The sequence below is a fragment of the Billgrantia tianxiuensis genome (assembly GCF_009834345.1).
Lineage (GTDB): Bacteria > Pseudomonadota > Gammaproteobacteria > Pseudomonadales > Halomonadaceae > Halomonas > Halomonas tianxiuensis.
Map to the genome: position 1 here is coordinate 2380923 of NZ_CP035042.1, position 14785 is coordinate 2395707.

General features: G+C 64.8%; 8 protein-coding genes and 2 pseudogenes. 2 read left to right on the forward strand and 8 right to left on the reverse strand.

Annotated elements, in window-relative coordinates:
- Positions 1-42 precede the first annotated feature (42 nt).
- Positions 43-450, forward strand: a complete 408-nt coding sequence (locus EKK97_RS24595; protein ID WP_236551430.1) for an ATP-dependent helicase C-terminal domain-containing protein — start codon at positions 43-45, stop codon at positions 448-450.
- On the opposite strand, the gene EKK97_RS11110 is transcribed toward EKK97_RS24595, so the two are convergent.
- From EKK97_RS11110 to EKK97_RS24605, 3 genes and pseudogenes are all read right to left on the reverse strand, one after another.
- Positions 451-3273, reverse strand: coding sequence for a cation-translocating P-type ATPase (locus EKK97_RS11110; RefSeq protein WP_159551877.1), 2823 nt, complete (start codon positions 3271-3273; stop codon positions 451-453).
- Between the two features lie 55 nt (positions 3274-3328).
- Entirely contained in the window at positions 3329-4924 is a 1596-nt protein-coding gene (locus EKK97_RS24600) for an HAD-IC family P-type ATPase (RefSeq protein ID WP_236551431.1), read from the reverse strand.
- A gap of 206 nt (positions 4925-5130) precedes the next feature.
- Positions 5131-6123: pseudogene (locus EKK97_RS24605) on the reverse strand (cation-translocating P-type ATPase); the annotation flags it as partial.
- A 200-nt stretch (positions 6124-6323) separates the two neighbouring features.
- Here EKK97_RS24605 and EKK97_RS11120 point away from each other — a divergent pair.
- A complete protein-coding gene (locus tag EKK97_RS11120) occupies positions 6324-6785 on the forward strand; it encodes a YchJ family protein (protein WP_159551879.1) in 462 nt (153 codons plus the stop codon).
- A 20-nt stretch (positions 6786-6805) separates the two neighbouring features.
- On the opposite strand, the gene EKK97_RS11125 is transcribed toward EKK97_RS11120, so the two are convergent.
- The 5 genes and pseudogenes from EKK97_RS11125 to hutU all read right to left on the reverse strand — a co-directional run bounded on the left by EKK97_RS11125 (position 6806) and on the right by hutU (position 14650).
- Positions 6806-8152: a Na+/H+ antiporter family protein gene (locus EKK97_RS11125; RefSeq protein WP_159551881.1), complete on the reverse strand. Its 1347-nt coding sequence runs from the start codon at positions 8150-8152 to the stop codon at positions 6806-6808.
- 106 nt (positions 8153-8258) lie between these two features.
- Positions 8259-9806 (reverse strand): histidine ammonia-lyase, encoded by a 1548-nt coding sequence (gene hutH, locus EKK97_RS11130; RefSeq protein WP_159551883.1) that lies wholly within the window; start codon positions 9804-9806, stop codon positions 8259-8261.
- Entirely contained in the window at positions 9773-11404 is a 1632-nt protein-coding gene (locus EKK97_RS11135) for an HAL/PAL/TAL family ammonia-lyase (protein ID WP_159551885.1), read from the reverse strand. The genes hutH and EKK97_RS11135 overlap by 34 nt, the downstream gene beginning before the upstream one ends.
- On the reverse strand, positions 11349-12941 hold the full coding sequence (locus EKK97_RS11140; protein WP_159551887.1) for a BCCT family transporter: 1593 nt from the start codon (positions 12939-12941) through the stop codon (positions 11349-11351). Before EKK97_RS11140 ends, EKK97_RS11135 begins: the two co-directional genes overlap by 56 nt.
- Positions 12942-13055: 114 nt before the next feature.
- Positions 13056-14650 (reverse strand): annotated as a pseudogene (gene hutU / locus EKK97_RS11145) (urocanate hydratase).
- Positions 14651-14785: the final 135 nt, after the last annotated feature.

Below are 14785 nucleotides of genomic sequence, written 5' to 3' on the forward strand. Positions count from 1 at the left end.
TGGCTGGGGCCGCACCTCGACGGTGTCAGAAGCCTCGACGCGGTGGCGCGGCTGCCGCTGGGCCGCTTTCTGTTGGATAGCCTCGACTGGTCGCTGCGCAGCCGCCTCGATGCGCTGGCGCCGGAGCGTCTCGAAGTACCCAGCGGCTCCCGGATTCGCCTCGACTACACGCCGTGCCTGGAGGGCCGGGCGCCGGTGCTGGCGGTGAAGCTGCAGGAGACCTTCGGCTGGCGGGAGTCGCCGCGTGTCGCCGAAGGGCGCGTGGCGGTGCTGCTGCACCTGCTCTCGCCGGCGCGGCGTCCGCTGCAGGTCACGGCGGATCTCGCTAGCTTCTGGGCCAACGGCTACCCCGAGGTACGCCGCGAGATGCGCGGCCGCTACCCCAAGCACCCCTGGCCGGAGGACCCCACCACTGCCGAGGCCACCGCCCGCACCAAGCGACGCTCCTGATCAATTGGCGGCGGGAGCGGTCGCGACACGATCGGCATCGTCTTCCGTGTGTGCCTGCCGTCGACGCAGAACCCACTTCTCGGCCTCCACGATCAGGTAGACGGCGACACTGGCGACGACGATAGCTCCCCAATGGCTCAACGTGAGGCCCTCAATGCCGAACACCAGCTGCATGAAGGGCAGGTAGGTCCAACCCAGCTGCACCACGACGACCAGCGCGATCGCCAGCAGCACCGGGCGGCTGCCGAACAGGCCCGACAGCGAGAGTGTGTTGTTGAGCAGGTAGCGGCTGTTGATGAGATAGGCGATTTCCCCGGCCACCAGCATGTTCACCGCTCCGCTGCGGGCCTGTTCGGCGCTGCCGCCCTGGCCGTACAGGATCCAGCTGAAAATGGCGAACACGCACACGACCAGCAGGATCGAGACGAAGATGACCCGCCATAGCATGAACAGGTCGAGCAATGGCGCATGGGGATCGCGGGGCTTGCGCTGCATCACGTTGTCCTCGGCATGCTCGAATACCAGGGCAATGCCGAGGGTGACGGCCGTGATCATGTTGACCCACAGCACCTGAAGGCCGGTGATCGGCAGGGTGATGCCGGCGAGAATGGCAAGAAGAATGGCCAGGCTCTCGGCACCGTTGGTCGGCAAAATGAAGGTGGTGGTCTTGCGGATATTGTCGTAGACCTTGCGGCCTTCGCCCACGGCGGCCACGATCGTGGCGAAATTGTCGTCGGTGAGCACCATCTCGGCGGCTTCCTTGGCCGCCTCGGTACCCTGGACGCCCATGGCCACGCCGACATCGGCACGCTTGAGCGCCGGCCCGTCATTGACCCCGTCGCCGGTCATGGCACAGATGCCGCCGCGCGCCTGCATGGCCTGCACCAGGCGCAGCTTGTGCTCGGGGGCGGCTCGGGCGTAGACGTCGACCTCGGTGATCTCCCGCTCCAGCTCCTCGTCGCCCATGGCCTCGATCTCATGGCCGCTCAGGGCGCGCTCCGTCCGTGCAAAACCCAGTTGATCGGCGATGGCAGTGGCCGTGACGGCGTGATCCCCGGTCACCATCACGGGGCGAATTCCGGCCTTCTGGCAACTGGCGACCGCTTCGATGGCGGCTTCCCGTGGGGGGTCGAGCAGACCCACCAAGCCGAGCAGGATCAGGCCGTGTTCGACATCGTCGTCCTCGAGTTCGCCCGAGACGTCACCGGCTTCCTTTTCGGCCAGGGCCAGCACGCGCAGGCCGCGTGACGAGAGCTCGTGTATTCGCTCTTCCCAAGTGTCGCGGTCGAGTTCGGTATCGCCGTCGGGGCCACGCTCCTTCTCGCACATTTCCAGCAGTCGATCCGGTGCGCCCTTGAGCAGCAGGCGCTTGCCGTCCAGGTCGTTGAGGGTGGCCATGTACTTGCGCTCGGAGTCGAAGGGAATTGCGTCCTCGCGCGGGTGCTGGTCGTTGAGGTCATGGGTATCGAACCCCGCCTTGGCGGCAGCGACGACCAGCGCGCCTTCGGTAGGGTCGCCTGCTATCGACCACTCCTCGTCCTCGTGGCATAGCTCGGCGTCGTTGCACAGTGCGCCCACCTGAAGGAAATGGGTGAGGGCGGGGTAGTCCTCCGGAGAGATTTCCTCGCCGTAGTTCTCCTCGTGCTGTTCGTCTTTACCGTGCGGCTCCTTTTTTTCAGCGCGCTCACCCGACGCGCCGTTTTGCGGGGCAAGGTGGAACTTGCCCTCCGGGGCGAAGCCGATGCCGGAGAGACGAAATTCTCCCTCGGGCAGCCAGATGGCCTGGGCCGTCATCTCGTTGCGGGTGAGGGTGCCGGTCTTGTCGGAGAAGATGGTCGAGATCGAGCCCAGCGTTTCCACCGCGGGCAGACGGCGCACGATAGCGTTCTTGTTGGCCATCGACTGCACGCCCAGGGCCAGTGAGATGGTGACGATGGCTGGCAACCCTTCAGGAATGGCAGCCACGGCAAGCCCGACGCCGGCCATGAACATGTCGGCCCAGGGCTGGTCATGAATCAGTACGCCGATGGCGCCGGTCAGAAACGCGGCGCCAACGATACAGAAGGCGAGGATGCGTCCCGCCCGGTCGAGCTGCTGTACCAGCGGGGTCTGGAGCTGCTCGACACCGCGCAGCATTTCCGAAATGCGCCCGATCTCGGTATGCGAACCGGTCTGCACCACGACCCCCGTGGCGGTGCCCTTGGCCACGATGGTGCCGGCGAACAGCATCGAACTCCGCTCGGCGAGATCGGCCTCCTCGTCGACGGCTTCGTCGGACTTGTCTACCGGGGTGGATTCGCCGGTCAGGGCGGCTTCCTCGGCCTCGAGGCGATTGCTCTCGAGCAGGCGGATATCGGCGGGAACGCGGTCACCGCCTTCGACCCTTACGATATCGCCGGGAACCAGCTCTTCGGCATCGATCTCGCGCTGGTGACCGTCGCGCAGCGCCTTGGCCTTGGGCGAGAGCATGTCGCGAATGCTGTCCAGCGCCTTCTCGGCCTTGCCCTCCTGGATGAAGCCGATCAGGGCGATGATGATCACTACGCCCAGAATCGCCGAGGCGTCGAGAAACTTGCCGAGAAACAGGCTGGCGACCGCCGCCACGATCAGGATCAGCATCAGCACGTTGTTGAACTGGCCCAGCAGCCGGCGCCACCATGGGGTCGCTTCGTCCTGCTGGAGCCGATTGGGGCCGTACCGATCGAACCGCTTGCGCGCCTCCTCGGCCCCTAGGCCTTCCTGGCTGGCATCGAGTCGCTCCAGTGTCTCCTCGGGCGACAGGGCATGCCAGGGCGTTTGTTCCCGCTCGTTTTGCTCGCTCATCCTTGATCTCCTCTAGCTGGGCTCCTGCCCAATGCTTCCTACAGGCGTAGCACAGCTAGCGCTCGGGCGCAGGTGTTCTGGACTGACTGTCGCCGCTACAAGACGCCGTGCCCCGGTGGCGGGTGGCCTCGTCGCGGCGCCGTCGTAGCACCCATTTTTCGAACTCCACGATCAGGAACAAGGCGATGCTGCCCGCTACGATGGCCAGCCAGTGCTGCACGCCGAGGCCTTCGCTGCCGAACACCACCTGCATGAAGGGAAGATACGTCCAGCCCAACTGCAGCAGGACTACCAGTCCGATGGCAAGCCACACTGGACGGCTGCCGAAGATGCCTTGCAGGGAAAGTGCGCTGTTGAGCAGGAAACGGCTGTTGATGAGGTAGGCGGCACTGCCCATGACCAGCATGTTGACGGCGCCGGCACGGGCGAGCTCCTCGCTGCCGCCCTGTGCCAGCAGGATCCAGCTGAACATGCCGAACACGCCCGCCAGCAGCAGTACCGAGACGAATACGACCCGCCATAGCAGGAACAGGTCGAGCAGGGCGGCGGAAGGGTCACGGGGCTGGCGTTGCATGAGGTCGGTCTCGCCTTCCTCGAAAGCCAGTGCCAGGCCCAGGGTCACCGCCACCACCATGTTGACCCATAGCGCCTGTAGCGGGGTTATCGGCAGCAGGGTGCCGGCCAGCACGGCCAACAAGATGGCAAGGCCCTGGCCGCCGTTGGTTGGCAGCAGGAAGGTCACCGTCTTGCGAATGTTGTCGTAGACCTTGCGACCCTCTTCGATGGCTCCGACGATGGTGGCGAAGTTATCGTCGGCCAGCACCATCTCGGCGGCTTCCTTGGCCGCTTCGGTGCCCTGGATGCCCATGGCCACGCCGACATCGGCGCGTTTGAGCGCTGGTCCGTCGTTGACCCCGTCGCCGGTCATCGCGCAGATGCCGCCCCTGGCCTGCATGGCCTTCACCAGGCGCAGCTTGTGTTCCGGTGCGGCCCGGGCGAATACGTCCACTTCGACGATGCAGCGCTCGAGTTCCTCGTCGGACATGGCTTCCACGTCGCGGCCGGTCAGCGCCCGGTCGGTATGGGCGAAGCCGAGCTGCTCGGCAATGGCGCGGGCGGTCACGGCATGGTCGCCGGTGACCATCACCGGGCGAATGCCGGCCTGGAGACAGCGCTTCACCGCCTCGATGGCGGCCTCACGCGGCGGGTCGAGCAGGCCTACCAGGCCCAGCAGCACCAGGCTCTCTTCGGCGTGGCTATCGTTCAGTTCGTCGTCGATGTGGTCGGCTACCTTTTCCGCCAGCGCCAGTACGCGCAGCCCCCGTGAGGAGAGCGCATGAATGCGCTCTTCCCAGGCCGCGTGATCAAGTTCGCCGTCGCCGTCTGCCGTGCGTACCTTGTGGCACATCTCCAGCAGTCGGTCCGGTGCCCCCTTGACCAGCAGGCGCTTGCCTTCCAGCTCGTTGAGCGTGGCCATGTACTTGCGCTCGGACTCGAAGGGGATGGCGTCCCGGCGCGGATGCCGGCAGCGAAGCTCACAGGCGTCGATACCACCCTTGGCGGCTGCCACGACCAGCGCTCCCTCGGTGGGGTCGCCATGAATGGTCCAGCGTCCGTTCTCCTCGGCCAGCTCTGCGTCGTTGCACAGCACGCCGACGGCGAGGAAGTGAGCCAGCGCCGGATGGCCATCCAGCGCGATCTTCTCACCGTCCTCATCGTGTCCGGCGTCGCCGGAAACAAGGTGCAAGCTGCCCTCGGAGCGAAACCGACCCCCGTAAGGCGAAACTCACCCTCGGGTAGCCAGATCGCCTGGGCGGTCATCTCGTTGCGGGTGAGGGTGCCGGTCTTGTCGGAGAAGATGGTCGAGATCGAGCCCAGTGTCTCTACCGCCGGCAGGCGTCGGATGATGGCGTTGCGCCGGGCCATGACCTGGACACCGAGGGCCAGGCTGATGGTGACGATGGCGGGCAGGCCTTCCGGAATGGCGGCCACCGCCAGCCCCACCGCCGCCATGAACATGGCGCTGACGGGTTGATCGTGGACGATCACGCCGATGGCCGCGGTGAGGACCGCAGCGCCCAGGATGAATGCCGCCAGCACGCGGCCAGCCCGGTCGAGCTGTTGCAGCAGCGGCGTCTTGAGCTTCTCCACGCCGCGCAGCATCTCGGAGATGCGGCCGATCTCGGTGCGGGTGCCGGTCTCCACCACCAGTCCTCGGGCGGTACCCTGTACCACGATGGTGCTGGCGTAGGCCATGCTGCTGCGGTCACCGAGATCGGCCGCTTCGCCGATCGCGTCGGTCTGCTTGTCGACCGGCGTGGATTCGCCGGTCAGCGCTGCCTCCTCGGTGCGTAGGCGCTTGGCCTCGAGCAGGCGCAGGTCGGCTGGCACGCGATCGCCGCTCTCCAGCATGACGATGTCGCCGGGAACCAGCGCCTCGGCGTCGATGGTCTGGCGTCGGCCGTTGCGCAGCACTGCCGCCTGGGGCGAGAGCAGGTTGCGGATACCTTCCAGCGCTTGTTCGGCCTTGCCCTCCTGGATGAAGCCGATCAGGGCGATGATGATGACTACCCCGACGATGGCCAGGGCGTCCATCGTATGGCCGAGGCCAAGGCTGGCTACCGCCGCCAGCAGCAGAATGATCATCAGGATGTTGTTGAACTGCTCCAGCAGGCGCTTCCACCAGGGGCGCCCCTTCGCTTGTTGCAGCCGGTTGGGGCCATAACGCTCCAGGCGTGACGCCGCCTGTTCGTCATCGATGCCATTGCGGTCGCACTCGAGTCGATGGAGGACATCTTCTTCGCTGAGCGCATGCCAGGCGGTACGGGGAGCGATTTGACGTTCAGGCATTCCCTTACCTCCGAGAACGTGAGAGGGACAACGCCAGATGTATCACACACCCATGTTGCAATGCAGTGATCCAGGGCAAGGAACGTGTTCCAAGCCCGCGCGGGATCGGGTCAATGCGCGACGTAGGGGCGACATCGCGGCGACAGCGAGGTGGCGAGGGCTTGCGTTATGATGGTGGCTCGTTCGGTACGAGAGAGCCAATGACTTCGCTTCGAGAGATGCGCTGCCCTTGCGGTAGCCTATTGCCGCTGGCCGCCTGCTGCGACCGCTTTCATGCCGGCGAGCCGGCGCCCACTCCGGAAGCGCTGATGCGCTCACGCTATAGCGCCTTCGCCCTTGGCCTTGACGACTACCTGCAGACGACCTGGCATGCCAGCACGCGCCCGCCCGCACTGGACCCCGACGCCTCGACACGCTGGGTGCGCCTGGAGGTGCTGGATCATGGGCAGGACGGCGATCGGGGCCGCGTGCACTTTCGGGCGACCTTCCGCGAGGGCCGGCGCTGGGGCGTGCTGGAGGAGAATTCGCGCTTCGTGCGCGAGGCGGGGCGCTGGTACTACCTGGACGGTACGCCCAGCGTGACCCGCCTCAAGCCGGGCCGCAACGACCCTTGCCCCTGCGGTAGCGGGCGCAAGTTCAAGAGTTGCTGCGGCCTGGGATGATCCCAGTCGGATGAGCCCTGTCAGAGCACCATGGCGGCCAGCCAGCCGAAGGCGATCAGCGGCACGTTGTAGTGCAGGAAGGTCGGCACCACGGTGTCCCAGATGTGGTCGTGCTGGCCGTCGGCGTTGAGCCCGGCGGTGGGGCCGAGGGTCGAATCCGAGGCGGGGGAGCCGGCGTCGCCCAGGGCGGCGGCGGTGCCCACCAGGGCGATGGTGGCCATGGGCGAGAAGCCGAAGCTCAGCGCCAGCGGCACATAGAGTGAAGCGATGATCGGCACCGTGGAGAACGACGAGCCGATGCCCATGGTGATGAACAGGCCGACCAGCAGCATGATCAAGGCGGCCAGGCCCCTGTTGTCGCCGATCAGTTCCGCCGAGCCTTCCACCAGTGCGGGCACCTCGCCGGTGGCCTGCATCACCCCGGCAAAGCCTGCGGCACTGATCATGATGAAACCCACCAGCGCCATCATGCGCATGCCTTCGGTGAAGATGTCGTCCTGTTCGTGCCAGCGGAACACGCCGCTGACCGAGAGCAGGGCGAAGCCGAACAACCCGCCCAGCACCATCGAACCCGAGAGCAACTGGATCGCCACGGTGCCCACCAGCGACGCGCCGAGCACCACCATCTGCCAGGGCGCCAGGTGGCGCGCGGCCTGAGCCGGCGTCTCGTCGCCGTGGGCCAGGTCGCGGTCCTCGTAGCGGCGCGGCCGGCGATAGCTGAACAGTACGGCCACGACCAGCCCCAACGCCATGCCGCCGATGGGCATCAGCATGGCCATGGGCACCATGCCACGGGTGACCTCGAGGCCCAGTTCGGCGCCGCTCTCGTTGAGATTGGTGAGCAGGATGTCGTTGAGGAAGATCGAGCCGAAGCCTACCGGCAGCAGCATGTAGGGCGCGGTGATGCCGAAGGTGATCACGCAGGCGGCCACGCGACGATCCAGGCGCAGGTGATTCATCAGCTTGAGCAGCGGCGGTACCAGTACCGGGATGAAGGCGATATGCACCGGAATCAGGTTCTGCGAACTGACCGCGGTGGCCAGCAGGGCACCGAGCAGGGTGAAGGCGACCCAGCGTCGGCTTGACGGCTGGTCGTCCAGGTGAAGGCCGCGAATGGCCCGATTGGCGAGCAGCTCGGTGATGCCGGAACGTGACAGGGCCACGGCGAAGGCGCCCAGCACGGCGTACGAAAGGGCGATGGTGGCACCGTTGCCCAGCCCCTGGTTGAAGGCATCCATGATGGCGGTCAGCGGCATGCCCGCTACCAGCCCACCGACCAGGCTGGCGGCGATCAGGGCGAAGACGACGGAAACGCGGGCAAGACTCAGGGTGACCATGACCAGGATGGCCAGAACGATGGCATTCATGTGCGGCTCTTGGCTGAATGAACGAATGTCGAGATGAGGGTCAGGCAGAATAAAGCCCCGGGCCGAAGCGCCGGGCAGCATATCTTACCTCAGCCGGGCTGCCGGGTCAGTGGCTCGGCAGCAGTTCCACCGGTACCAGCTCGTTGAGCGTCCGAGAGGCAAGCAGTTGGGTGGCCCGCTCGATGTCGGGGGCGAAGAAGCGGTCACGGTCGTAGTAGGCAACCTCGTTGCGCAGCGCCTGCCTGGCCCGCTCCAGGCGCGGCGTGCTTTCCAGCCGATGGTGATTCGCATCGAGCCGGAAATCGAGCCCCTGGCAGGCGGCCAGCCATTCGATGGCGACGATGCCGCGCACGTTGTCGGCCATCTCCCACAGCCGCTTGCCGGCGGCCGGGGCCATGGAGACGTGATCCTCCTGGTTGGCCGAGGTGGGCAGGCTGTCGACGCTGTGGGGGTGGGCCAGGGCCTTGTTCTCGCTGGCCAGCGCCGCGGCGGTGACCTGGGCGATCATGAAGCCGGAGTTGACCCCGCCGTTCTCCACCAGGAACGGGGGCAGCTGCGACATGTGGGTATCCATCATCAGCGAGACGCGGCGCTCGGTGAGCGAACCGATCTCGGCCAGTGCCAGGGCCAGGTTGTCGGCAGCCATGGCCACCGGCTCGGCATGGAAGTTGCCACCGGAGAGAATGTCGCCTTCGTCGCTGAACACCAGCGGGTTGTCCGATACCGCATTCATCTCGACGGCCAGCACCTCGGCGGCCTGGCGGATCTGGGTCAGCACCGCGCCCATCACCTGGGGCTGGCAGCGCAGCGAGTAGGGGTCCTGCACCTTGTCGCAGTGGGCGTGGGAGTCGCTGATCTCGCTGCGTTCGCCCAGCAGGTGGCGGTAGGCGGCGGCGGCATCGATCTGGCCGCGCTGGCCGCGGGCATCGTGGATGCGGGCATCGAAGGGCGCGCGGGAGCTGAGCGTGGCCTCCACGGTCAGTGCGCCGCATACCGTGGCGGCGGCGTAGAGGTCCTCGGCCTCGAACAGGCCCTTGAGCGCATAGGCGGTAGAGACCTGGGTGCCGTTGAGCAGCGCCAGGCCCTCCTTGGGCGCGAGGCTGAGCGGCTGGAGGCCGGCGATCTCGAGAGCCTGGCGGGCGGGGATCCATTCGCCGCGATGGTGTGCCTTGCCCTCGCCGAGCAGTACCACGCTCATATGCGCCAGCGGCGCCAGGTCGCCGGAAGCACCCACCGAACCCTTGAGCGGAATGTGCGGGTAGACCTCGGCGTTGACCAGGGCGAGCAGGGCGTCGAGTACTTCGCGGCGGATACCTGAGAAGCCTCGCGCCAGGCTGTTGACCTTGAGCACCATGATCAGACGCACCAGGGCGTCTTCCATGGGCTCGCCGACTCCGGTGGCGTGAGATAGCACCAGCGAGCGCTGGAGATCCTTCAGGTGGTCATGGTCGATGCGGGTCTGGGCCAGCAGGCCGAAGCCGGTGTTGATGCCGTAGACGGTGCGATCCTCGGCGACGACGCGATTGACGCAGTCGACGCCGCGTTGGATGGCGGCGTCGGCGCTGTCGGGCAGCGTCACGCGCAGCGGTGCCTCGAAGACCTGGCGCGCCTGGGCCAGGGTCATGCTGCCGGGATTGATACTGAGATTAGACATGTCTGCCTCTTTCCAGGGTACAGGTGGGGGGCAAGTGTGATGAAGGAGGCCTGTCGGGAGGTATCCTGAAGCAAGTGGCGAGCTGTCTGCAGATCTAGATGCAGGGGATGCTCTTCATTATAAAAAGGAACTGCCTCTCGCAGTGCTTTCCAGGCCAACTCGGTGCCTGGGGCGAAGTCCTGGTCTTCGATCAGGTCGAAAGCCTGGGCAGCCAGCAGGTATTCGATGGCAATCACCTGAAAAGCATTGTCGAGGGCCTGGTCCAGCTTCAGGGCGGCACTTTCCCCCAGGCTCAGGTGATCTTCTTGCAGTCCTGAGGTCAGGAAATTATCGGTGACCGCGGGCTGGGCCAGGCGCTTGTTGTCGGCAACCAGCGAGGCTGCCGTGTACTGGGCAATCATCATGCCTGACTTGACCCCGACCTCGTCGGTCAGGAATGGGGGTAGCCGGCTGGTCTGCGGTGTCACGAGTCGATAGGCGCGGCGTTCGGAAATCGAACTCCACTCGCACACGGCGATTGCCAGCAGGTCGCATGCCATGGCTACCGAGGCCCCATGGGGGTTGGCCTGCGACACGACGCGGTAGCCATCCTCCGTCGCAATTACCAGGGGATTGTCAGTCGCCGAATTCAACTCCTGGTCGATTTGCCTGGCGGCATGCGCGAATTGATCGCGACAGGCACCATGCACCTGGGGTATCGAGCGCAGGCTAAGTGCGTCCTGTAGGTGCTGGCCCTGACAGCGTGCGAGTCGCCGGCTGTACTGCAGCAGTTGGTGCAGGTTGTCGCCGACGTGCCGGACTCCCTGATGCCGCTTGAGGCCCGTCACTTGGGGTAGCAGCGCATCCAACTGGCCGCCCAAGGCCTCGAAGCTCATGGCACCGACAATATCGGCCCAGGCAGCCAGACGGGCGGTATCCTCTAGGGCGAGGCAAGCCAGGCCGGTCATGGCCGGAGTACCATTGACCAGGCTCAGACCATCCTTGGGACCGAGGGTCAGTGGAGCCATCCCGATGGCATCCAGCGCCTGTCTGGCCGACATACGTTGGCCGTTGAATTCGACCTCGCCGTGACCAATCAGCACCAGGCCGATGTGTGCCATGTGAGTGAGGTAGCCGACCGAACCCCGTGAGGGCACGATCGGGGTGATCCGTTCGTTCAGCAGATGTAGCAGCCCTTTGACGACTGCAGGGCTGATGCCGGAGTAGCCGTGGCTGTAATTAATAACGGCGCAGCAGATGATTGCCCGGACTTGCTCTGTCCTCAGTGGCGTACCCACGCCACAAGCATGGCTCATCAGCGTGTGGTAGGAGAGTCGCTGCAGCTCGTCTCGCTTGAGCACTACGTCGCAAAGGGCACCCAGGCCGGTATTGATGCCATAGTGCGGCACCGTCGAGGAGGCTATTTCCTCTACGGCCTGGCGCGCTGCGGCGATCCTCTCCCATGCGCCTTGTGATAGCGACAGGAGCGCGCCGTGGCGAGCCACCCGGACCACTTGTTGCCATTCAACCGGCGTTGCGCCGAGTTCAACGCATTCGGCATGCTCATTCACGGGCAGTTTCCGCCAATTGGCCCAGTGCGTCTGGCTGATACTGTTCATGAGCCCCTCGCATAATGAAAGTTTTTACTGCCGCAGCCACGATCAGCGCAAACAGGAACAGCACGGTGAATCCTCCTGCTGCGGCCAGGAACTTAATGCCATCCACACCCTGGGCGCCGCCGCCGAAGGCCACCATGATGTAGGCGATGACGCCGATCGAGAGACCCCAGAGTATCTTCTGCTTGCGGGGCGCCTCTTCATCCGCCGTCATGTTCTTGGTGCAGATGGTAGCGATGGTCGATGACATCGAGTCCGCGGCGGTGGAGAAGGAGATGATCAAGGTCAGGATGGCTAGCGGGATCAGCAGGGCGGACAGCGGCAGGTGTTGTAGAAAGCCCCATAGCCCCGATACCGCGCCGCTATCGGTAACTACTCCGATCAGGTCCAGGGTTCCGTCCATTTGCCACTTGATGGCCGATCCTCCCCAGATGGCGAACCAGATGATGCCGAACGCCGAAGGCAGAATCCAATTGATGACGAGGAATTCGCGCAGTGTCCTACCGTAGGAGATGCGTGCCAGGAACAGCCCCATCAGCGGTGCATAGGCGATCCAGATCGACCAGTCGTACATGGTCCACCAAGTTACCAGAGCCTCGCCTCCCGACTCCTTTGTGTCGAACGACCACAGGAAAAAGTTGTCGAGCCAATAACCCAGGCTGGTCACCGACAGACTGAGGATGTAATTCAGCGGGCCGATAATCAGCAGGATGACAACGAAAGCATAGAAGATGTAGGCATTGATCGACGACAGGAATCGGATGCCGCGCTTGAGCCCGGAGACCGCCGAGGTAATGAAGATGGCGGAAATGATCAACGTAAGGATCAGCCAGGTGGTGGGGTTCGACGCGATGCCGTATTCGACCTCGAGACCGGAGCTGATCAGGGCCAGGCCGGCACCCAGCGACGAGGCGAGCCCCAGAGCGATAGCCAGTATCGAGATGATATCGACCACCGCGCGAACCAAGGGCTTGCGTTCGGTATTGCCAAGAATGGGTAACAGTGTCGACGAGATCGAAAAGCGCTGTTGTCGATTGAAATGCATGTAGCCGATCATCAAGCCGACGATGGAGTACATGGCATAGGGAATGAAACTCCAATTGTGAAAGCTTCTGGCCAACGCAAATATCGCGGCTTTGGCACTGCTGGGCTCGAAGGCTTGATTGCCGATTTCGCCATAGACGTTGCCAAGGTAGATGATCGGCTCGTTGACCGAGTAGGTCACTACGCCCGTGGCGATGCCGCCGGTAAGTGCCATGGCGAATGTCGTTGCCATTGAAAATGTCGGCTTGGCGTTCTCTCCACCTAGCCGAATGTTGCCGGCCTTGGAGAAGAATATGTAGGCAGTAACGCTCAGCGCCGCCACAGCTAACAATTGGTAGAGCCAGCCGAAATCGGAGAGGGATAGGTAGAACAGCTGTCTGGCAACGCTGACTAGCAGCTCGTTATTAGCAAGACCAATGGTGACAGCCAGCAAGATGATGGCAAAGGCTGGAATGAATACGCTTCGGTTCAGACTTTTCTTGATTGGAATTGACATTGGAAGATCCATTATTAGGAATTATTGTCCGGGTGCTGCAAACGTTACCGACATATTGTTGGCATGGCGGTAACGTCAGGTGTCGTGTCAACGGAGCAGGTATGAGAATGAGGTTTACTTGAGCATCGGCAGATCCAACCCATTTTCCCGGGCGCACTGCTTGGCGATATCGTACCCGGCATCGGCGTGGCGCATCACCCCGGTGCCGGGGTCGTTGCGCAATACCCGGCCCAGGCGGGCGTGGGCGTCGTCCGTGCCGTCGGCGACGATCACCACTCCGGCATGCTGGGAGAAGCCCATGCCCACGCCGCCGCCGTGGTGCAGCGAGACCCAGGTGGCGCCGCCGGCGGTGTTGAGCAGGGCGTTGAGCAGCGGCCAGTCGGAGACGGCGTCGGAGCCGTCCAGCATGGCTTCGGTCTCGCGGTTGGGGCTCGCCACCGAGCCGGAGTCGAGGTGGTCGCGACCGATGACCACAGGAGCCTTGAGTTCGCCGTTCTTCACCATCTCGTTGAAGGCCTGGCCGAGGCGGGCGCGATCCTTGAGGCCCACCCAGCAGATGCGCGCCGGCAGCCCCTGGAAGCTGATGCGCTCCTGGGCCATGTCGAGCCAGCGGTGCAGGTGCGGGTCGTCGGGATCAGCTCCTTGACCTTGGCATCGGTCTTGTAGATGTCCTCCGGGTCGCCGGAGAGCGCCGCCCAGCGGAACGGGCCGATACCCTGGCAGAACAGCGGGCGGATGTAGGCTGGCACGAAGCCGGGGAAGTCGAAGGCGTTGACGACGCCTTCTTCCTTGGCCATCTGGCGGATGTTGTTGCCGTAGTCGAAGGTGGGCACGCCCATCTTCTGGAAGTCGAGCATGGCCTGCACGTGCACCGCCATGGACTGTTTGGCGGCCTTGACCACCGCTTCGGGCTCGGCCTTGCCGCGCTCGACGTACTCGTCCCAGCGCCAGCCGGCGGGCAGATAGCCATGCAGCGGGTCGTGGGCGCTGGTCTGGTCGGTGACCATGTCCGGCTTGACGCCACGCTTGACCAGCTCCGGCAGCACCTCGGCAGCGTTACCGCACAGGCCGATGGAGACCGCCTTGCCCTCGGCGGTGTAGCGCTCGAGGCGCGCCAGGGCGTCGTCGAGGTCGTCGGCCTGCTCGTCCAGATAGCGGGTGCGCAGGCGGAAGTCGATGCGCGACTGCTGGCACTCGACGTTGAGCGAACAGGCGCCGGCCAGGCTCGCCGCCAGCGGCTGGGCGCCGCCCATGCCGCCAAGGCCGGCGGTGAGGATCCAGCGGCCGGTGAGGTCGCCGCCGTAGTGCTGGCGCCCGGCCTCGACGAAGGTCTCGTAGGTGCCCTGGACGATGCCCTGGGAGCCGATGTAGATCCACGAGCCTGCGGTCATCTGGCCGTACATCATCAGGCCCTTGCGATCCAGCTCGTTGAAATGTTCCCAGTTGGCCCAGGCCGGTACTAGGTTGGAGTTGGCGATGAGTACCCGCGGGGCGTCCTTGTGGGTCTCGAACACGCCCACCGGCTTGCCGGACTGGATCAGCAGGGTCTGGTGGTCTTCCAGGCGCTTGAGTGTCGCGACGATGGTATCGAAGCACTGCCAGTCGCGGGCCGCGCGGCCGATGCCGCCGTAGACCACCAGGTCCTCGGGGCGCTCGGCGACGTCCGGGTGGAGGTTGTTCATCAGCATGCGCAGCGGCGCTTCGGTCAGCCAACTCTTGCAGTTGAGCGTGCTGCCAGTGGGGGCGGCGATGCGGCGGTTGGGGTCGTGGCGCGGGTCGGTGGCGATCTGGGAGTGGCTGTTCATGGGCGTGTCTTCTCTCGTTACGTGTCGTTTGGCCGTTAT